16 protein-coding genes are annotated in these 16387 nt (G+C 68.6%); 11 read left to right on the top strand and 5 right to left on the bottom strand.

Annotated features, from left to right (window positions below; all coding sequences use genetic code 11):
• On the top strand, window positions 1-217 hold a 217-nt coding region (locus tag ACFU7D_RS12560), incomplete at its 5' end, for a hypothetical protein (protein ID WP_378867438.1).
• Between the two features lie 10 nt (window positions 218-227).
• Here the strand turns inward: ACFU7D_RS12560 and ACFU7D_RS12555 are convergent.
• The 4 genes from ACFU7D_RS12555 to ACFU7D_RS12540 all read right to left on the bottom strand — a co-directional run bounded on the left by ACFU7D_RS12555 (window position 228) and on the right by ACFU7D_RS12540 (window position 4637).
• Window positions 228-917, bottom strand: coding sequence for a TetR/AcrR family transcriptional regulator (locus ACFU7D_RS12555; protein WP_378867436.1), 690 nt, complete (start codon window positions 915-917; stop codon window positions 228-230).
• Between the two features lie 62 nt (window positions 918-979).
• The gene (locus ACFU7D_RS12550; protein WP_378867434.1) at window positions 980-2440 is read right to left on the bottom strand and encodes a glycerophosphodiester phosphodiesterase; all 1461 of its coding nucleotides are present in this window, start codon (window positions 2438-2440) and stop codon (window positions 980-982) included.
• Window positions 2441-2496: 56 nt separating this feature from the next.
• Window positions 2497-4002: an ATP-dependent DNA ligase gene (locus ACFU7D_RS12545; RefSeq protein WP_378867440.1), complete on the bottom strand. Its 1506-nt coding sequence runs from the start codon at window positions 4000-4002 to the stop codon at window positions 2497-2499.
• Between the two features lie 50 nt (window positions 4003-4052).
• Entirely contained in the window at window positions 4053-4637 is a 585-nt protein-coding gene (locus tag ACFU7D_RS12540) for a TIGR03086 family metal-binding protein (protein WP_378867432.1), read from the bottom strand.
• A 52-nt stretch (window positions 4638-4689) separates the two neighbouring features.
• Here ACFU7D_RS12540 and ACFU7D_RS12535 point away from each other — a divergent pair, with 52 nt between their 5' ends.
• Window positions 4690-5112 (top strand): MarR family winged helix-turn-helix transcriptional regulator, encoded by a 423-nt coding sequence (locus tag ACFU7D_RS12535; protein ID WP_378867430.1) that lies wholly within the window; start codon window positions 4690-4692, stop codon window positions 5110-5112.
• A 13-nt stretch (window positions 5113-5125) separates the two neighbouring features.
• Entirely contained in the window at window positions 5126-6031 is a 906-nt protein-coding gene (locus ACFU7D_RS12530; RefSeq protein ID WP_378867428.1) for a DNA-3-methyladenine glycosylase family protein, read from the top strand.
• A 23-nt stretch (window positions 6032-6054) separates the two neighbouring features.
• Here the strand turns inward: ACFU7D_RS12530 and ACFU7D_RS12525 are convergent, their stop codons facing one another.
• A complete protein-coding gene (locus ACFU7D_RS12525; protein WP_378867426.1) occupies window positions 6055-7305 on the bottom strand; it encodes a phosphatidylserine/phosphatidylglycerophosphate/cardiolipin synthase family protein in 1251 nt (416 codons plus the stop codon).
• A 374-nt stretch (window positions 7306-7679) separates the two neighbouring features.
• On the opposite strand from ACFU7D_RS12525, the gene ACFU7D_RS12520 reads away from it, so the two are divergent.
• From ACFU7D_RS12520 to ACFU7D_RS12485, 8 genes are read left to right on the top strand one after another with little or no spacing between them, the layout of a single operon-like run.
• A complete protein-coding gene (locus ACFU7D_RS12520; RefSeq protein ID WP_305367616.1) occupies window positions 7680-8411 on the top strand; it encodes an ABC transporter permease in 732 nt (243 codons plus the stop codon).
• 7 nt (window positions 8412-8418) lie between these two features.
• Window positions 8419-9261, top strand: a complete 843-nt coding sequence (locus ACFU7D_RS12515) for an ABC transporter permease (RefSeq protein WP_091041523.1) — start codon at window positions 8419-8421, stop codon at window positions 9259-9261.
• A gap of 7 nt (window positions 9262-9268) precedes the next feature.
• Window positions 9269-10411: an MCE family protein gene (locus ACFU7D_RS12510; RefSeq protein ID WP_378867424.1), complete on the top strand. Its 1143-nt coding sequence runs from the start codon at window positions 9269-9271 to the stop codon at window positions 10409-10411.
• Complete coding sequence (locus tag ACFU7D_RS12505) at window positions 10408-11505, top strand: MCE family protein (RefSeq protein ID WP_378867423.1); 1098 nt, start codon at window positions 10408-10410, stop codon at window positions 11503-11505. Before ACFU7D_RS12510 ends, ACFU7D_RS12505 begins: the two co-directional genes overlap by 4 nt.
• On the top strand, window positions 11505-12494 hold the full coding sequence (locus ACFU7D_RS12500; RefSeq protein ID WP_378730497.1) for an MCE family protein: 990 nt from the start codon (window positions 11505-11507) through the stop codon (window positions 12492-12494). Before ACFU7D_RS12505 ends, ACFU7D_RS12500 begins: the two co-directional genes overlap by 1 nt.
• Window positions 12491-13756 carry an MCE family protein gene (locus ACFU7D_RS12495; protein ID WP_378867421.1) on the top strand — a complete coding sequence of 422 codons (1266 nt, stop codon included), beginning with the start codon at window positions 12491-12493 and terminating at the stop codon, window positions 13754-13756. The genes ACFU7D_RS12500 and ACFU7D_RS12495 overlap by 4 nt, the downstream gene beginning before the upstream one ends.
• On the top strand, window positions 13753-15108 hold the full coding sequence (locus ACFU7D_RS12490; protein WP_378730501.1) for an MCE family protein: 1356 nt from the start codon (window positions 13753-13755) through the stop codon (window positions 15106-15108). The genes ACFU7D_RS12495 and ACFU7D_RS12490 overlap by 4 nt, the downstream gene beginning before the upstream one ends.
• Window positions 15108-16385 (top strand): MCE family protein, encoded by a 1278-nt coding sequence (locus ACFU7D_RS12485; RefSeq protein ID WP_378730503.1) that lies wholly within the window; start codon window positions 15108-15110, stop codon window positions 16383-16385. The genes ACFU7D_RS12490 and ACFU7D_RS12485 overlap by 1 nt, the downstream gene beginning before the upstream one ends.
• The last annotated feature ends 2 nt before the right edge of the window (window positions 16386-16387 follow it).

Raw genomic sequence — 16387 nt, 5'->3', positions numbered from 1 at the left:
GTACGTGACGCTTCGGCCGTCCGGACTGACGCTTCGGCCGACGTACGTGACGGCTCGGCCGTCCGGACTGACGCTTCGGCCGACGTACGTGACGGCTCGGCCGTCCGGACTGACGCTTCGGCCGACGTACGTGACGGCTCGACCCTCCGGACTGACGCCTCGACCGTCCGGACTGACGCCTCGACCGACGTACGTGACGCCTCGGCCGCCCAGCTGACGCCTCGGCGCTATTTGGCGGTGAGAGCCAGGGCGGAGGTGACGAGGAAGTCGCGGACCTGGTCGGGGGAGACGGAGCCGACGGTGGGTACGCCGGGGGCGGACTCGGAGACCAGGATGCCGACGCGGGCGAGCTGGAGGGCGCCGAGGCCGGAGGCGTAGAGGGTGTTGGCGAGCAGGTTGGCGTCCTTGACGTGGAGCTCGCCGGAGGCGGCGCCGTCCTCGAAGACCGTGGTGAGGATGGTCAGGCAGCCGTTCATCGCCCGGCCCAGGCGGAACAGGGCGCTCTCGGAGAGCTCGTCGAGCAGGTCGGAGCCGCTGCGGCGCATCAGGGTCTGGGCGCAGTCGACGAAGGCGGGGTGCTCGATCCCGTAGTCGACGAAGGTGCCGACGACGTCGCGGACCACGTCGGTGGGTGCGCTGTCGCCTTCGGTCGCGGTCAGCATCCGCTCGCGGAGCTCGTCGAGGTAGCCGACCAGGGTCAGCGCGAAGATCTCGTCCTTGCCAGTGAAGTGCCGGTAGACGATCGCGCGGTTGATCCCGACCGCCTTGGCGATGTCCTCGATCTGGGCGTCGCTCACGCCGCGCTCGTCGAAGATCCTGCGGGTGGCGGCGACGATGTCTGCCTCGCGGGCGCGGCGCCGGGCCGCGGCGGCCGAGCGGCGGCCGTCGGACTCGGGTCCGGATGGTCGAGTGCTCACGAGCACACTGTACGCGGTGTGCAACTCCGAGTTGCACTCCGAGTGTCGGTCCTCACATCTGCCTAGTGAAGCAACGCCCTCCGGGCCCCCGCGATGTCGTCTGTGGTGACGTAGTCGACCCCCGCCACCGCGGCGCGGAGTACCGACGCGGTGCCGACCGCCGGCCAGGTGCCGACCTCGGCTCCCTGGCGGCGGTAGCGGTCCACGAGGGCGGCATCGAGCAGCCGGGTGTGGAGATGGACCTGGGCGAAGCCGCGGCCGTAGGCGTCGGCGGGGTCGGGCTCGTCCTTGACGGCGACCTTCTCCATCCCGGTCCTCTCGACACCGGGGAAGTCGAAGTGGCTCGCCTCGAAGCTCATGAAGATCGCCTTGTCGCGATGGTGCGTCCGGGAGACCCAGTCGGGACGCAGCGAGACGACCTTGCGATAGAGCGCGCGCATCTCGGTGGCGCTCTCGCCCTTGAGCTCGACCACGAGGCGCACCCGGTGCCCCTCGAGCCTTTCGGCCGCTTCGATGGCGTCGAAGGTCTCCTCGATGGTCGGCACCCGGACACCCCGGAACTGCGGGCCCATCCACGAGCCCGCGTCCAGCGACTGCACCTCGGCGAGGGTGAACGCCCGTGGACTCGCCGTCAGGCGCTCGGGGAAGCGGGTCTCGACATCGGTCGTACGCCGGAAGTCGCCGTCGTGCAGCAGCACCCACTCGCCGTCGGCCGTGGGCTGGAAGTCCATCTCGATGAAGTCGGCCCGCTGGCGCACCGCGCTGCGGAACGCATCCAGGGTGTTCTCCGGATAGTTCAGCGAGTCGCCGCGCCAGGCCATGACCCCGACCGGCCTGCTCCCGATCGCGTAGACGGCCGCCGAGGGGCCGGCGAACGCCGGCGCGCCGCGGTGCGCCCGGGCGATGGTCCGGAACCGGGTCTTCGCCACGGCCCGGGTCCTGAAGACGTACGTCGCATGGCCGGTCGCGTCGGTGGTGAGGTCGGCGACCTTCGTCCAGCCCTTGCCGCTGTCGCGCTGGAGGGTGAGCATCCGACCGGGGCGGACCGGTGCGGCGAAGAGAGTGATCCTCACTGCGCTGCCGGCGCGCACCGACCTCGCCACGCTGGTCGTGACGGCCTGCTGCTGCCCGAAGAGCGTACGCGGCGCCGTGACCCGCTCCTTCCAGCCGCGTCCCTCCCGCTTGATGCCGTAGGCGAGGACGCGCCACCGGGTCCGTACGGACGAGTCCTGGGTCACCGTGAAGGCGTAGTCACCGGAGGGTGCGACGGTCTGCTTCTGCGTCATCTTCCAGGCGCCGCCTTGGTAGGTCTGCAGCCGCACCACGCGCCGTACGCTCGGGCCCATCGAGCCGCTCAGCGTGAAGGTCTCGCGGGGGATCGGCCGGGCGACACTCGGGGTCGGGGCCGCCACGGTGACGGCGGAAGCGGGGGCGGGGGAGTCCGGGGCCGGTGCTGAGGCGGCCAGTCCGAGAACCATCACCAGTGCCGCGAGCGGCGTGGTGATTCGGGCGCGAGGGGGCATGCGCAGTGAGGTTAGGGGATCGGTTGGCCGAGCCTTTCACCGGTATCCCTATAGTGTTAAGCGAGAAAGCCTTGCACGGTCGCGATGGTGTCCGCCTCCGCGGCTGTCTTGTCGTCGCGATAGCGCACCACGCGGGCGAATCGGAGCGCGACGCCGCCCGGGTAGCGGGTCGAGCGCTGCACGCCATCGAAGGCGATCTCGACCACCTGCTCGGGTCTGACCTCGACCGCCCAGTCGCTGTGCGGGTCCGCGAGCGCGAGCTCGGAGAAGCGCTCGGTCTGCCAGGCCAGCATCTGGTCGGTCATGCCCTTGAACGTCTTGCCGATCATCACGAACCCGTCGGGTCCGCGAGCGCCGAGGTGGATGTTGGAGAGCCAGCCCTTGCGGCGTCCCGACCCCCACTCGACGCCGAGTACGACCAGGTCGAGGGTATGGACCGGCTTGACCTTGATCCAGCCCGATCCGCGCCGCCCGGCCTCCCACGGAACCTCCAGCCCCTTGACCACGACGCCTTCCTGCCCGTCGGCCAGCGCTCCGGCAGCGAACGCCTCGCCCGCTGCCGGGTCGTCGGTGACCACCCGCGCGATGCGGTGCTCGGCGGGAACCACGGAGTCCAGCAGGGCGAGCCGCTCGGAGAGCGGGCTGCCCAACAGGTCGGCCCCGTCGAGATGGAGTACGTCGAAGAAGAACGGCGCCACGACAGCGGTGGCCTCTCCTCTGGTCGCCGTGCGGGAGGCGGTCTCCTGGAACGGCCGCGGCCGTCCGTCCGGTCCGACCAGCATCGCCTCGCCGTCGAGCACGACCGAGGAGACCGGGAGGCGGCGTACGATCTCGACGACCTCCGGCAGCCGGGCGGTGATGTCGTCGAGGGTGCGGGTGGCGATCATGACCTCGTCGCCGCGCCGGTGCACCTGGATCCGGATGCCGTCCAGCTTGGTGTCGACCACCGCCGGCCCACCGATCTTCGCCAGCGCCTCCTCGACCGACCCGGCCGAGGAGGCCAGCATCGGCATCACCGGCCGGCCGACCACGAGCCCGACCTCGGCCAGCGCCGCCTCGCCGTCGAAGGCCAGCCCGGCAACCACCACGGTCGAGCCGGCCAGCATCGCGGCGCGGCGCACGGCGGGCAACGGCACCCCGGCAGCCACCGCGAGCGCCTCCTGCACCAGCGAGTCGAGCGCCCCTTGACGTACCTCTCCGGTGACGACTCCCCGTAGCCATGCCTGCTCGGCCGTTGTCGCCGCGCCGAAGAGCGCCTCCGCCTCGGCCGCGCGGGCGACCTGTGAGCCAGAGCCTGTCAGGAGCGACATCCGCTCGAACGCCTCGTGCACGTCGCTCACCGTGAGTGACGCATCGGCCGCGGGCGGCGGGAGCGTGGTGAGGGAGCGCCACCCCAGCCCCGTACGCCGCTGCAGCAGCGACCCGCCGAGATAGGCCGTCACCACCGGCAGCTCGTTGCGCGTGGCCGCGCCGAGGCACTCCGCCAGCGCGGCGACCTTCGCCTTCCGTGACCGGGTCGCAGCGACGGCGTTCGAGGTGGAGACGATGTCGGCGAGCAGCATGTCTCCAGTGAACATCACAGCACCGACAGCGGCGCCCACTTTCTCCGCGCCTACGCCACCACGAACCCCTCGGGGTCGCGCCCGAGCAGGCGAAGTGCGTCGCCCCAGGGGTCCTCGCCGTGCTCGGAGAGCGGTGCGGCGAACACCGGCGTCCCGCCCGGCCTCGCGGCGATCTGCCGGGCCATGTCGAGGACGAAAGCGACGGTGACCTCGGTCGGCCGGTAGGTCTTCCCGAGCGCCGTCGCGACATCCCAGGCGTGCACGGCGGCGTCGAGCAGCTGCATGCCGAGCGCGACCGTGACGGTCGGCCGGAAGCCGAACTCGGCGAGGTGGATCATCGCCTCCGGATCGGCGGCGGCGAACGCGTCCCGGACCCGGCCGGCCGAGTCCTGCCACCTCTGGGCGACGTCATCGGCGGAGACCGGCACCGACTCGTACGCGGCGACCGGGGCGTCGCTGTCGACCACTGCGGCGGCGAAGCCGAGGTTCTGGCCGACCATGTGGCCGAACAGGTCGGCGAGGTCCCAGCCGGCACACGGGGTGGGGATGGTCAGATCGACGGCCGAGGCGGCGAGGGCAGTGGTGTCGTCGAGGGCGTGGCGATGTTCCGTGAGCAGGTCTTCGAAAGTAAGCACACGTTTATCGTAAGCAGAGGTAGATGATATGTCGAACGATTAGGATCCTGCCGTGGATCGACCCGAGCTCGGCTTCCTTCTGTCCCGTCTGATGCGTGAGGTGATGGACCGCGAGAAGCCGATCCTCGACGCCGCGGGACTGGAGATGTGGGACTACGCGGTGCTGACCGCGCTGGCCGAGTCGGATGCCCCCACACAGGCACAGCTCGCCGCGACCACGGGCCGTGACAAGACCCGCCTGATCGGAAACCTGGACCGGCTCGAGGCCCGAGGCATGGTCGAGCGCCAGCCAGACCCGGACGATCGACGCAACAGGATCGTCTCCCTGACCCGGGCAGGGTCCCGGGCCCTCCGCGGCTGCCGCGAGGCCATCGCGGCCATGGAGACCGAGCTCCTTGGCGACCTGGACCCGGCCGACCGGGCCGCCTTCGAGCGCGCGCTCACGGCGCTCGCCCGGGATAATCTCAGAGCATGAGCGAGCGAGCGGCATGAGCGCGCAGCGGACGGTTCGTCCGGGCTACCCCGTCGGGCTCGCCTCGATGCTGCGGCCGCTGCGGCGTGGGCTGGGCGACCCGACGTACAAGATCCTCGGCGAGGACCACTGGCGAGCCGTCCGTACGCCCCAGGGCCCCGCCACGCTGAGACTGCGCCAGCGGGACGCCGAGGTGGAGTCCGAGGCGTGGGGTGAGGGTGCGGAGTGGGCGCTGGAGCACGTGCCCGGGCTGCTGGGAGCGGGCGACCGCCCCGAGGAGTTCCGCACCGACGACCCCCTGCTCGCCGGCCTGCTGGAGCGTTTCGAGACACCGCGCTTCGGGCGCACCGACCTGGTGATGGAGGCGCTGGTGCCCTCGATCATCGAGCAGAAGGTGACCAACAACGAGGCGTTCCGCGGCTTCGGCAACCTGGTCAGGCGCTTCGGTGAGGTCGCCCCCGGTCCGGGCGCCGATCACGGGCTACGCCTGCAGCCGACGCCCGAGACGCTCCAGACGATCCCCAGCTGGGACTGGCTGCGTCTGCCGGTCGATCCGGCCCGGTCCAAGGCCGTCCTCCAGGCCGCCCGGGTCGCGACCGCGGTCGAGCGGACCGCAGGTCTCCCGGGTGAGGAGGTGGAGCGGCGGCTCACCACCATCCCGGGCATCGGGGAGTGGACCGTCGCCGAGGTGCGACAACGCGCCCTCGGCGACCCCGACGCCGTCAGCTTCGGTGACTACCACCTTGCCAAGGACGTCGGGTGGGCGCTGACCAATGCCGCCTGGGATGACGACCGGCTGCGTGATTACCTGGAGCGGTTCCGCCCGCATCGTGGTCGTGTGGTGGCGCTGATCTACCGCGGGGCCGGCAAGCGGCCACGGCGCGGGCCGAAGATGTCGCCGCGGACGCATCTGCCTTCTTGAGTGGGTGATTTACTCCAAAGCCCTCAGAGCAGGGGGCGTAGGGGAGTGAGGACCAGCTCGGTGAACTTGCGGTGGATATCGCGGGCGGCCCACTCGTCGGCGGTCAGCTCGAGCGCGTTGGACTCGTCGCGGGAGAAGATCTCCTCCATCTGCTTGGCGACGTCGCGGTCGAAGATCTCCAGGTTGATCTCGTAGTTGCCGGTCAGCGAGAGCCGGTCGATGTTGGCGGTGCCGACCGTCGACCAGAAGCCGTCGACGGTGGCGGTCTTGGCGTGGATCATCGCGTCCTTGAACCGCAGGATCCGCACACCCGAGCCGAGCAGCTGGGAGAAGTAGCCGCGCGAGATCCAGTCGACGACGATGTGGTTGGACTTCAGCGGCAGCAGGATGCGTACGTCGACCCCGCGCTGTGCCGCGGCCTTGAGCGCGTCCACGAAGTCCTCGTCGGGGACGAAGTAGGCGGTGGTCAGGTAGATGTTGCGGGAGGCCCGGTTGATCGCCTCGAGGTACATCGACCGGATCGGGAACATCCACAACCGGGGCACGTTGCGGTGGAACCGGAGATCGGGCTCCCATGACGGCGCGGTCTCGATGAGCAGCGGTCCCTCCGCGCCGTCGCGGTGGTTCAGCGGGTGCGGCCGGCGCCGGTTGAGGTTCCAGAAGTCGGCGAACGCGCGGCGCAGGTCCCAGACGCCGGGGCCGGTGACGCGCACGTGCGTGTCGCGCCACTCCGTGGCGTACGCGGTCCCGATGTTGTAGCCGCCGACGAACCCGACGGTGTCGTCGACGACCAGGATCTTGCGGTGGTCGCGGCCGTAGCGGGAGAGGTCGAAGAAGCGCCACCCCGCCGCGTACGCGGGATAGCGCAGGACGTGCATACCCTCGGGGAAGCGCTTGAACCGGGAGGGAACCACGAGGTTGGCGAGCTCGTCGTAGATGCAGTAGACATCGACCCCGCGCTCGGTCGCCGAGGCCAGCGCCTGCTTGAACCGCTGGCCGACCTCGTCACCCTTCCAGATGTAGGTCTCGAGGAAGATCTGCTTCTTGGCGCCCTCGATGGCGGCGATCATGTCCTCGTAGAGGTCTTTGCCGAACGTATAGGCGGTGACCGTGCCGTCGCCGACGCTGTTGGTCAACGGTGGCGTCACCGGGAACGGCTTGCCTCTTCGCCCGCGCTTGCCGCGGCTGCGGTAACCGTCGACGAGGCTCATCACGACGGCGAGCGCCACGGGCACGCCGAAGACAACGAGGAGCAGGCGGCGTAGGAACCTCATGACGCCCCCCGGCGACAGTCTCATCACGGTCCCAATCTAACCGGCCCGGCACAGCGAGACACACCGGTGCGGACTTCTGGCCCCATCGACGGCTCCGGCGCGTGTGATCACGCTCGGGACCAGCTGGCGGGGGCCGACCTCCTCCCGCCGTGGCGCAAGGGTGGAGGATCCTGTGATCAGCGTCACCTACCGGCAGGTAAGTCGTTGTACCGAAATACCTCCCACCCTGTTCCCGGGCGTGTCGCGGCGGGTCGTTGCCCTCAGAACTGAAACATGTTCTACTACAGGCTCGAAACGTGAGCCGAGTCACAAGACCACGCGAAAGGTGAAGGATGGCAGTGCAGTTCGCATCGCTGGTCCGAGGTGTCGGCGGGATGGGTCTGATGACCGGAGAGGTGGTGAAGGGCACCTTCACCACCAAGTTCCAGATGAGGGAGTTCCTCGAGCAGGCCTGGTTCATCACCAGCGTCACTCTGCTGCCCGCCGTGCTGGTCTCGATCCCTTTCGGGGCGGTCATCTCGCTGCAGGTCGGCAACCTCGCCGGGCAGCTCGGGGCGCAGTCGTTCGCGGGGGCTACGGCGGTGCTCGCGGTGGTCAGGGAGGCGGCACCGATGGCGGCCGCGCTGATCATCGCCGGGGCTGCCGGGTCGGCGATCTGCTCGGACATGGGATCGCGCAAGATCCGTGAGGAGATCGACGCGATGGAGGTGCTGGGCATCGACCCGGTGATCCGGCTGGTGATCCCACGGGTCCTCGCGTGTCTGTTCGTCTCGGTGATGATCAACGGGATCGTGATCGCGACCGGGATCGGTGGCGGCTACTTCTTCACCGTGATCGTCCAGGGCGGCTCGGCCGGTGCGTTCCTGTCGAGCTTCACCGCCCTGGCGAGCCTTCCCGACCTCTACATCTCGATGGTCAAGTCGGCCCTGTTCGGTTTCCTGGCGGCGATCATCGGCGCCTACAACGGCCTCAACGCCCAGGGTGGTCCCAGTGGCGTCGGCCGAGCGGTCAACGAGGCCGTGATCATCGCGTTCATGATGCTGTTCGTCCTCAACTCCATCATGACCGCGGTCTACTTCCAGATCGTTCCTCAGGACGGGTTGTGATCCCCCGGTGTCCAACACGCTCGCCCAGGTGGGCAACCAGATCGTCAAGGAGCAGCGCCAGGCCGTGGAAGGCTACGGCGACCAGCTGCTCTTCTACGTCAAGGCCCTGGCCTGGGCGCCACGCACCATCCGCCGCTACAAGCGGGAGGTGCTCAACATCCTCGCCGAGGTCGCCTTCGGTGCCGGTGGCCTGACGATGATCGCCGGCACCGTCGGCGTGATCGCGTTCATGGCCTTCTTCGCCGGCTCCGAGGTCGGCATCCAGGGCTACGCCAGCCTGAGCCAGATCGGCGTCGCGAAGTTCTCGGCGTTCATCTCGGCCTTCTTCAACACCCGCGAGGTCGCCCCGCTGATCTCCTCGATCGCGCTGGCCGCGACCGTCGGCTGCGGCTACACGGCCCGCTTGGGCGCCATGCGCATCAGCGAGGAGATCGACGCGCTCGAGGCGATGGGCGTGCCGAGCCTTCCCTATCTGGTCACCACCCGGATGATCGCCGGGTTCCTGGCCGTCATCCCGCTCTACATCGTCGCCCTGTGCGCCTCCTACCTCAGCCCGCGGCTGATCACGACGCTGATGTACGGGCAGTCGGGTGGGACGTACGACCACTACTTCCTGGCGTTCCTGCCGCCGATCGACATCCTCTACAGCTTCCTCAAGCTGATCATCCTCGCGGTCGCGATCATCCTGATCCACTGCTACTACGGCTACACCGCCTCCGGTGGCCCGGCCGGAGTCGGCATCGCGGTCGGCAAGGCGATCCGTACGTCCATCGTCACCGTCGTCGTCGCGGACTTCTTCCTGAGCTTCGCGATCTGGGGATCGACGACCACGGTCCGGATCACGGGGTGAGCGCCAGATGTTGATGGGCATCCAGCGCGACACCCGCGCCGAGCACACCAAGCTCTTCGTCTCCGGGATCGCCTTCACGGTGACTCTCGCCCTGATGATCACGCTCTGCGTGGCGATCTACCAGAAGGCGTTCGTGCAGTTCACGACGGTGAGCGTCGAGGCCGACCGGGCCGGCCTGCAGCTGCCACGCTACGGCGACGTCCGCATGCACGGCGTCATCGTCGGTCAGGTCCGCGCGATCCGCCAGGACGGCAAGAAGGCCGTCATCGAGCTCGGCCTGGAGCCTGAGCAGGCCGAGCAGATCCCCGCCAACGTCAGCGTCGCGATCAAGCCGACGACGCTGTTCGGGCAGAAGTACGTCGAGTTCGTCGACCCCGAGGGGGAGCGGACCGGCGCACTGAGCGACGGCACCGTGATCCCGGCCGACCGGGTCCGCACCAGCGTCGAGCTCGACGTGATCCTGGCCCGGCTCTTCCCGCTGCTCAAGTCCATCCGTCCCCAGGACCTCAACAGCACCCTGCACGCCCTCGCCACCGCGCTCTCCGGCAACGGGGAGAAGCTCGGCGAGACCATGGTCCAGCTCAACGACTACCTCGAAGAGATGAACGTCCACCTCCCCACACTCGAACGCGATCTCGAAGACATGGCCGACGTCGCCGAGACCTACTCCATGGCCGCCCCCGACCTGGTCAAGGTCCTCGAGAACACCACGACCACCGCCAACACCGTCACCGAGCAGCGTGCCCGCCTCGGCGGCCTGCTCACCTCCGTGACCGGAGTCGCCGACACCTCCAAGAACCTGCTCGCCGAGAACGAGAAGGCGATCAGGTACGAGACCGAGCTGGCGGTGCCGCTGCTCAAGCTGCTCTCCGACTACTCGCCGGAGTACACCTGCCTGCTGCGTGGCCTCGACGACTACACCGAGCTGCTGGCGACCGTCTTCCAGCAGAACCGCGTGCGCCAGACGATGGTCCTCGACGGCACCCAGAAGCCGGCGTACGGCCGCGACGACCGCCCCGAGTGGGGCGAGATCGGCCATGGCCCGTGGTGCGACGGCCTGCCGAACCCGAAGGTGCCTGCCGGCCCGAACGAGCTCGAGAACGGCACTGAGGACGTCCCGTGGGCACCCGGGAACGGGGGTCTGCAGTGAACAAGCGAGATCTGAAGACCACGGTCGCCGGGACCAAGCTGGTCCTCTTCACCGTCCTCTCGATCCTCGTCACCGGCACCCTGGCCTCGATCATGGGCAACGTCGGCTTCGGCGACCGGGTGCCCTACCGTGCCGAGTTCACCACCGCCTCGGGTCTGAGCGAGGGAGACGACGTACGCGTCGCCGGCATCACGGTGGGCGAGGTGCTCTCCGTCGAGATCGAGGGCGGTGACCACGCGATGGTCACCTTCCGGGTGGACGGGACGGTGCCGCTGACCACCGCCAGCGGCGCCCAGGTGCGCTACCTGAACCTCGTCGGCGACCGTTACCTGGCCCTTACCCAGGACGCCGGACAGCAGTCGGGATCGGAGGGCACCCCCTTGCGGAAGGGACAGGCCATCGCGATGGCCAACACCACGCCGGCGCTCGACCTGACCGAGCTCTTCAACGGCTTCCAGCCCCTCTTCCAGGCGCTGCAGCCCAAGGACGTCAACAAGCTCTCCCTCAACCTGATCCGGGTGCTGCAGGGGGAGGGCGGCACGGTCGCGAGCCTCCTCTCCGAGACGGCGGAGCTGACCAGCGCCCTGGCCGAGCGTGATCAGCTGATCGGCGACGTGATCACCAATCTGTCCAAGACGCTCAACACGGTCAACGAGCACCACACCGAGCTGGCCGACCTGATTCAGCAGCTCAGCGGCTGGATGAAGGACCTGGCGCGCGACAAGGAGGCGATCGGCGACTCGATCTCCTCGATCGGCGACCTCACCGACGAGCTGGCCGGGCTGCTCACCGACGTACGCCCGTTCCTCAAGGAGGACATCAAGCAGCTCAAGCGCGTGGTGGACATCCTCAACAAGCCGGGCAACCAGAAGCTGCTCGACAGGACCCTCGAGCGGCTCCCGGAGACCCTCGAGTCGCAGGCGCGGATCGGCAGCTACGGCTCCTGGTACAACTACTACCTCTGCGACCTCGACTTCTCGATCAAGCTGCCCTCGCTCGGTGAGCTGCTCGACAACTCACCGGCCGTCAAGGCGATCCAGAAGCAGCTCGACAATGTGGCCTTTTACAGCCGGGCGGAGAGGTGCAAGCTCTGATGGCGCATCACTCAGACACCCAGCTCAAGCGCACCGGCGTCATCACGATCGTCGTGATCGCACTGGCGCTCACCGCTGCTTTCAACCTGCGCAAGCTGCCGTGGTTCGCCGGCACCACCTACCAGGCCGAGTTCTCCGACACCAGCGGCCTGCACGTGGGCAACCGGGTCGAGATCGCCGGCATCCGGGTGGGACGGGTCAGCGACATCGAGATCGAGGGGGCCAAGGTGGTCGTCTCCTTCTCGGTGGACGGCACCGAGATCGGCCACCGCAGCGAGGCGAAGATCGGGGTGCTCAACCTGCTGGGGGAGAAGTACCTCGACGTCACCCCGCAGGGCGGCCGGACGCTCGACGCCGGCGAGACGATCCCGCTCGCACGCACCAGCGCCGGCAGCGACATCGTCGGCACCTTCGGCGACCTCGCCGAGACGACCGAGGCGATCGACACCCAGCAGCTGGCCAAGGCGCTGACCACGATGTCGGGCACCCTCGACAAGGCCGGACCCGAGGTGCAGGGCGCCTTCCAGGGCATCGCCGCGCTCTCCCAGACGATCGCCGCCCGTGGCGACGAGCTGGAGTCGCTGCTGCAGGACGCCGAGCAGGTCGTCCAGCTCGTCAACGAGCGCAAGCAGGACATCGTCAGCGTGATGGAGAACGGCGACCAGGTCTTCGCCGAGCTCATCCAACGCCGCCAGGCCATCCACCAGCTGCTCGTCAACGCCACCGCCCTGGCCGAGCAGCTGCAGGCTCTGGTGAAGGAGAACCAAAAGCAGATCGGTCCCGCGCTGGACGCGCTCGAGCAGGCGCTGAAGTTCCTCAACGCCCGCGACGAGGACCTGACCAAGACCATCCAGAACTACGGGCCGTACGCGTCGATCCTGATCAACATCATCGGCACCGGCCCCTGGTTCGACGCCTACCTCGCCAACCTGACCGGCATCGTGAGCGGCGAGTTCGTGCCCGGACGACGACCAGGGATCGTGGAATGACAAAGAACTTCTGGGGCCGAAAGTGGGCCGCGCTGCCCATCGCGCTGGTGCTGATGTGCGGGCTGTTGCTCGTCTCCGAGGTGGCCGCGCCCGACACCAAGCTGGTCACCGCCAGCTTCCCGCAGGCGGTGAGCATCTACGAGGGCTCCGACGTGGTCATCATGGGTGTCAAGGTCGGCAAGGTCGCCTCGCTGGAGCCGAAGGGCGACCACGTCGACGCGGTGATCGAGTACGAGAGCGACTACAAGCTGCCCAAGGACGTGAAGGCGGCCATCGTCACCCCGACCCTGGTCGCGGACCGGTTCGTGCAGCTGACGCCGGCCTACACCGGTGGACCGACGATGGCAGACGGCGGGGAGATCCCGATCGAGCGCACCGCGGTGCCGGTCGAGCTCGACCGGATCTATGCCAGCCTCTCCGAGCTGACCACGGCCCTCGGGCCCAACGGTGCCAACAAGAACGGTGCGCTGAGCGACGTCCTGCGTGAGGGCGCCGACGCACTGGAGGGCAACGGCAAGATCGGTAACCAGGCGATCGCCGACATGTCCGAGGCGGCCCAGGTGCTCGGCGGCAACTCCGAGCAGCTCTTCAGCACCCTCTCCCAGCTCTCCGAGGTCACCAGGACGCTGGCCCGCAACGACGACACGACCGAGAAGTTCCTGACCGACCTCTCGGACGTCTCTACGCAGCTGGCCGGGGAGAGCGACGAGCTCGACCAGGCGCTGGTCGCGATCGCGCAGGCGGTCAAGGTGACCAAGTCCTTCGTGGAGAACAACCGCGACGCCTTGGTCGGCGACGTCAAGCAGCTCAACAAGACGCTCAACATCCTGGCCAAGGAGAAGGAGACGCTCGGCACCGTCATCGACCTGGCGCCGCTCGGGATCGGCAACCTGGCCGAGTCCTTCGACCCCGCGTCCGGATCGGTCGGCTTCCGGCTGCAGGTCGGTCCGATCGGCTCCGACCTCTCCAACATCCTCTGCATGGTCGTCGAGAACGACCAGATCCCGGGGGCCAAGGAGATCTGCGCACTGTTCAAGGCGCTGCTGCCCAGCGGGGTCACCTCGGGGGTCGGCGGTGCGCTCACCGATGCCGCCGCTCCCACCGACCGGGACACCGCCACCGGGCTGCCGATCGAGACCCCGACAGGGAACTCCGGAGACAAGGCCAAGAAACCCGAGGTCGAGCCCGAGGTGGTCACCGAGGGCGGGATCGGAGCACTCTCGGGGTCGCTCCAGGACCTGATGTCAGGAGGCAAGAAATGAGGCGCGCATGGGCAGCCCTGGCGATGCTCGGCGTGGTCGCCGTGGCGAGCGGGTGCGGCGTACAGGCCTATGACCTGCCGCTCCCCGGCAAGGAGGTCGGCGAAGGCGAGGGCTACGTGGTCGTCGCGGAGTTCAACGACGTCGTCGACGTGGTGCCGCGCACCAAGGTGATGGCCAACGACGTCCCGGTCGGCCAGGTCGACAAGGTGGAGCGCGAGGGCTGGCACGCGAAGGTCACCATGACCCTTCGCAAGAACATCGAGCTTCCGGCCGACGCGCTGGCCAACGTACGCCAGACCAGCCTGCTCGGGGAGAAGTACATCGCCCTGGTGGCACCCGAGGGTTCCACGATCGCGAGTGCCGGGAAGCTGGGCGACGGCGCCACCATCGGGCTCGAGCGCACCAACCGCAACCCCGAGGTCGAGGAGGTGCTCGGCGCGCTCTCCTTCCTGCTGGCCGGCGGCGGGGTCGGGCAGCTGAAGACGATCAGCGACGAGCTCAACACCATGATGGACGGGCGCACCGGCGACATGCGGGCGTTGCTGGGCAACCTGGAGACCACGGTCGCCTCGCTCAACCAGCAGAAGGGCTCCATCATCAAGGCGATGGAGCAGGTCGACCGGCTGACCCGCACACTCAACAAGGAGTCCGCGAAGATCGAGGCGGCGATCGATTCCTTCGGACCCGCCCTCGAGGTGCTGCGCCAGCAGCACGCCGACCTGTTGAAGATGATGAAGTCGCTCGACCGCCTCGGTGTCGTGGCGACCCGGGTGATCAACCAGAGCGGCGCCAACCTGACCACGGCGCTCGACGAGCTGGCGCCGACGCTGCGCGAGCTCGCCGACGCCGGCGACTCGCTGCCCCGCGGCCTGATGATGGCGGCGAGCTTCCCGTTCCCCGAGAATGCCTCGGGGCTGGCGATGGGCGACTACTCCAACGCGCTGTTCCACATGGACCTCGACCTCAACAAGCTGGTCGGCAGCCTCACCAACGGCGAGTCCACCGGCATCCTGCCGCAGGTCCTCCAGATCTGTCTCTCCTACTCGAAGGGGTGCGCGGCGATCCAGCCCCTGGCCAAGTCGCTGTGCGACCTGACCAACCTCAATCTGGTGTGCTCGGTGGTCGGCAAGGAGGACACGCCGCTGAAGAAGGGCGAGAAGATGCCGAAGATCCCGGACGTCTCCGACCTGCTGCCCAAGAGCTCGACCTCGACCAAGACGCCGGGGCTCAACGACCTGGTGCCGGAGATAGCCGAGGGCCTCTCGAGTCCGACGGACACCGAGTCGCCCACGGCCGAGCCGACGACCGGAGGCCTGCTCGGCCTCCTCGGACTGCTGGGAGGCGGCAGCTGATGACACGGAGCGTCCGCAACAAGCTGGTCATCTTCCTCATCCTCGCCGCGGTCGGGATCTTCTACGTCTCGGCGGCCTACCTCGGCGTCGTCGACCGGGTCCTGGGCCGCCACGTGGACGTGTCGGTCGATCTGCCGGCCTCCGGCGGCCTCTACGAGGGCAGCGAGGTGAACTACCGCGGTATCGGCATCGGCCGGGTGGCCTCGATGACCGTCACCGAGGAGGGCGTACGCGCCGAGCTGGAGCTCGATCCGGGCACCGAGGTGCCGCGCGACGCCGAGGTGGAGGTCCACAACCTCTCGGCGGTGGGGGAGCAGTACATCAACTTCATCCCCGACTCCGCCTCCGGCCCCTACCTCGCCGAGGGCGACGTCGTGACCGCCGGTCCGGAGTCGATGCCCGGCACCACCGACGAGCTGCTCACCGAGCTCAACAGCTTCACCACCTCGATCAACGGCGAGGACCTGAGCACCGTCGTCGCCGAGCTCGGCACGCTGTTCCGCGGCAACGCCGAGAACCTGCGTACGTTGCTCGACTCGGGCTCCACGCTGGTCGATGAGGCCTCGGCGCACCAGAAGGAGACGATCCGTCTCCTCAACACCAGCCAGACCGTGCTCCAGACGCAGAAGGACCACAGCGGAGACATCCGCGAGTTCGCCAAGGGGCTCGAGGAGGTCACCGCGACCCTCGACAAGCGTGATCCGGAGCTGCGCGAGATCCTGCAGGGCGGCGAGGCGACCGCGGTGCAGGTGCAGTCGCTGCTCGACGGGCTGCAGCCGCTGCTGCCCGTCTTCCTGGCCAACCTCAGCACGGTCAACGAGGTGCTCACCGCCCGGCTGCCGGCGATCGAGCAGACCCTGGTGACCTTCCCGCGGGTCGTGGCCACCGGGTGGACCGGCTCGCCCGGTGACGGCTACGGTCACCTGTCGATGGGCTTCGTCTACACCACACCGCCGTGCCAGAAGGGCTACAAGCCCGCCGACCAGTGGATCCCCGGCACCGTGATGGAGGACCAGCCGCTCTACCCGGCCAAGTGCACCGACGAACGCGCCCAGCCCGGCTACGAGGGCAACAACCCGATCATGCAGCGGGGTGTCAACATGGTGCCCGAGCCCGAGGGTGTGGGGAAGTACGTCACGACCTACGACCCGAAGACCGGGCGCACCAAGCTTCCCGATGGAAAGACGGTCACGATGTCCACCCCGACCGAAGACGGAGGCCTCGTCTCCGCCCTGTCCGACGACTCCTGGCGATCGATGATCCTGGGAGAGGAGTGAGC

The organism is Nocardioides sp. NPDC057577 (genome assembly GCF_042801335.1).
Classification (GTDB): Bacteria; Actinomycetota; Actinomycetes; order Propionibacteriales; family Nocardioidaceae; genus Nocardioides.
The sequence above is the reverse complement of the archived record's forward strand: the minus strand, read 5'-3'. Positions and strand labels throughout refer to the sequence as shown.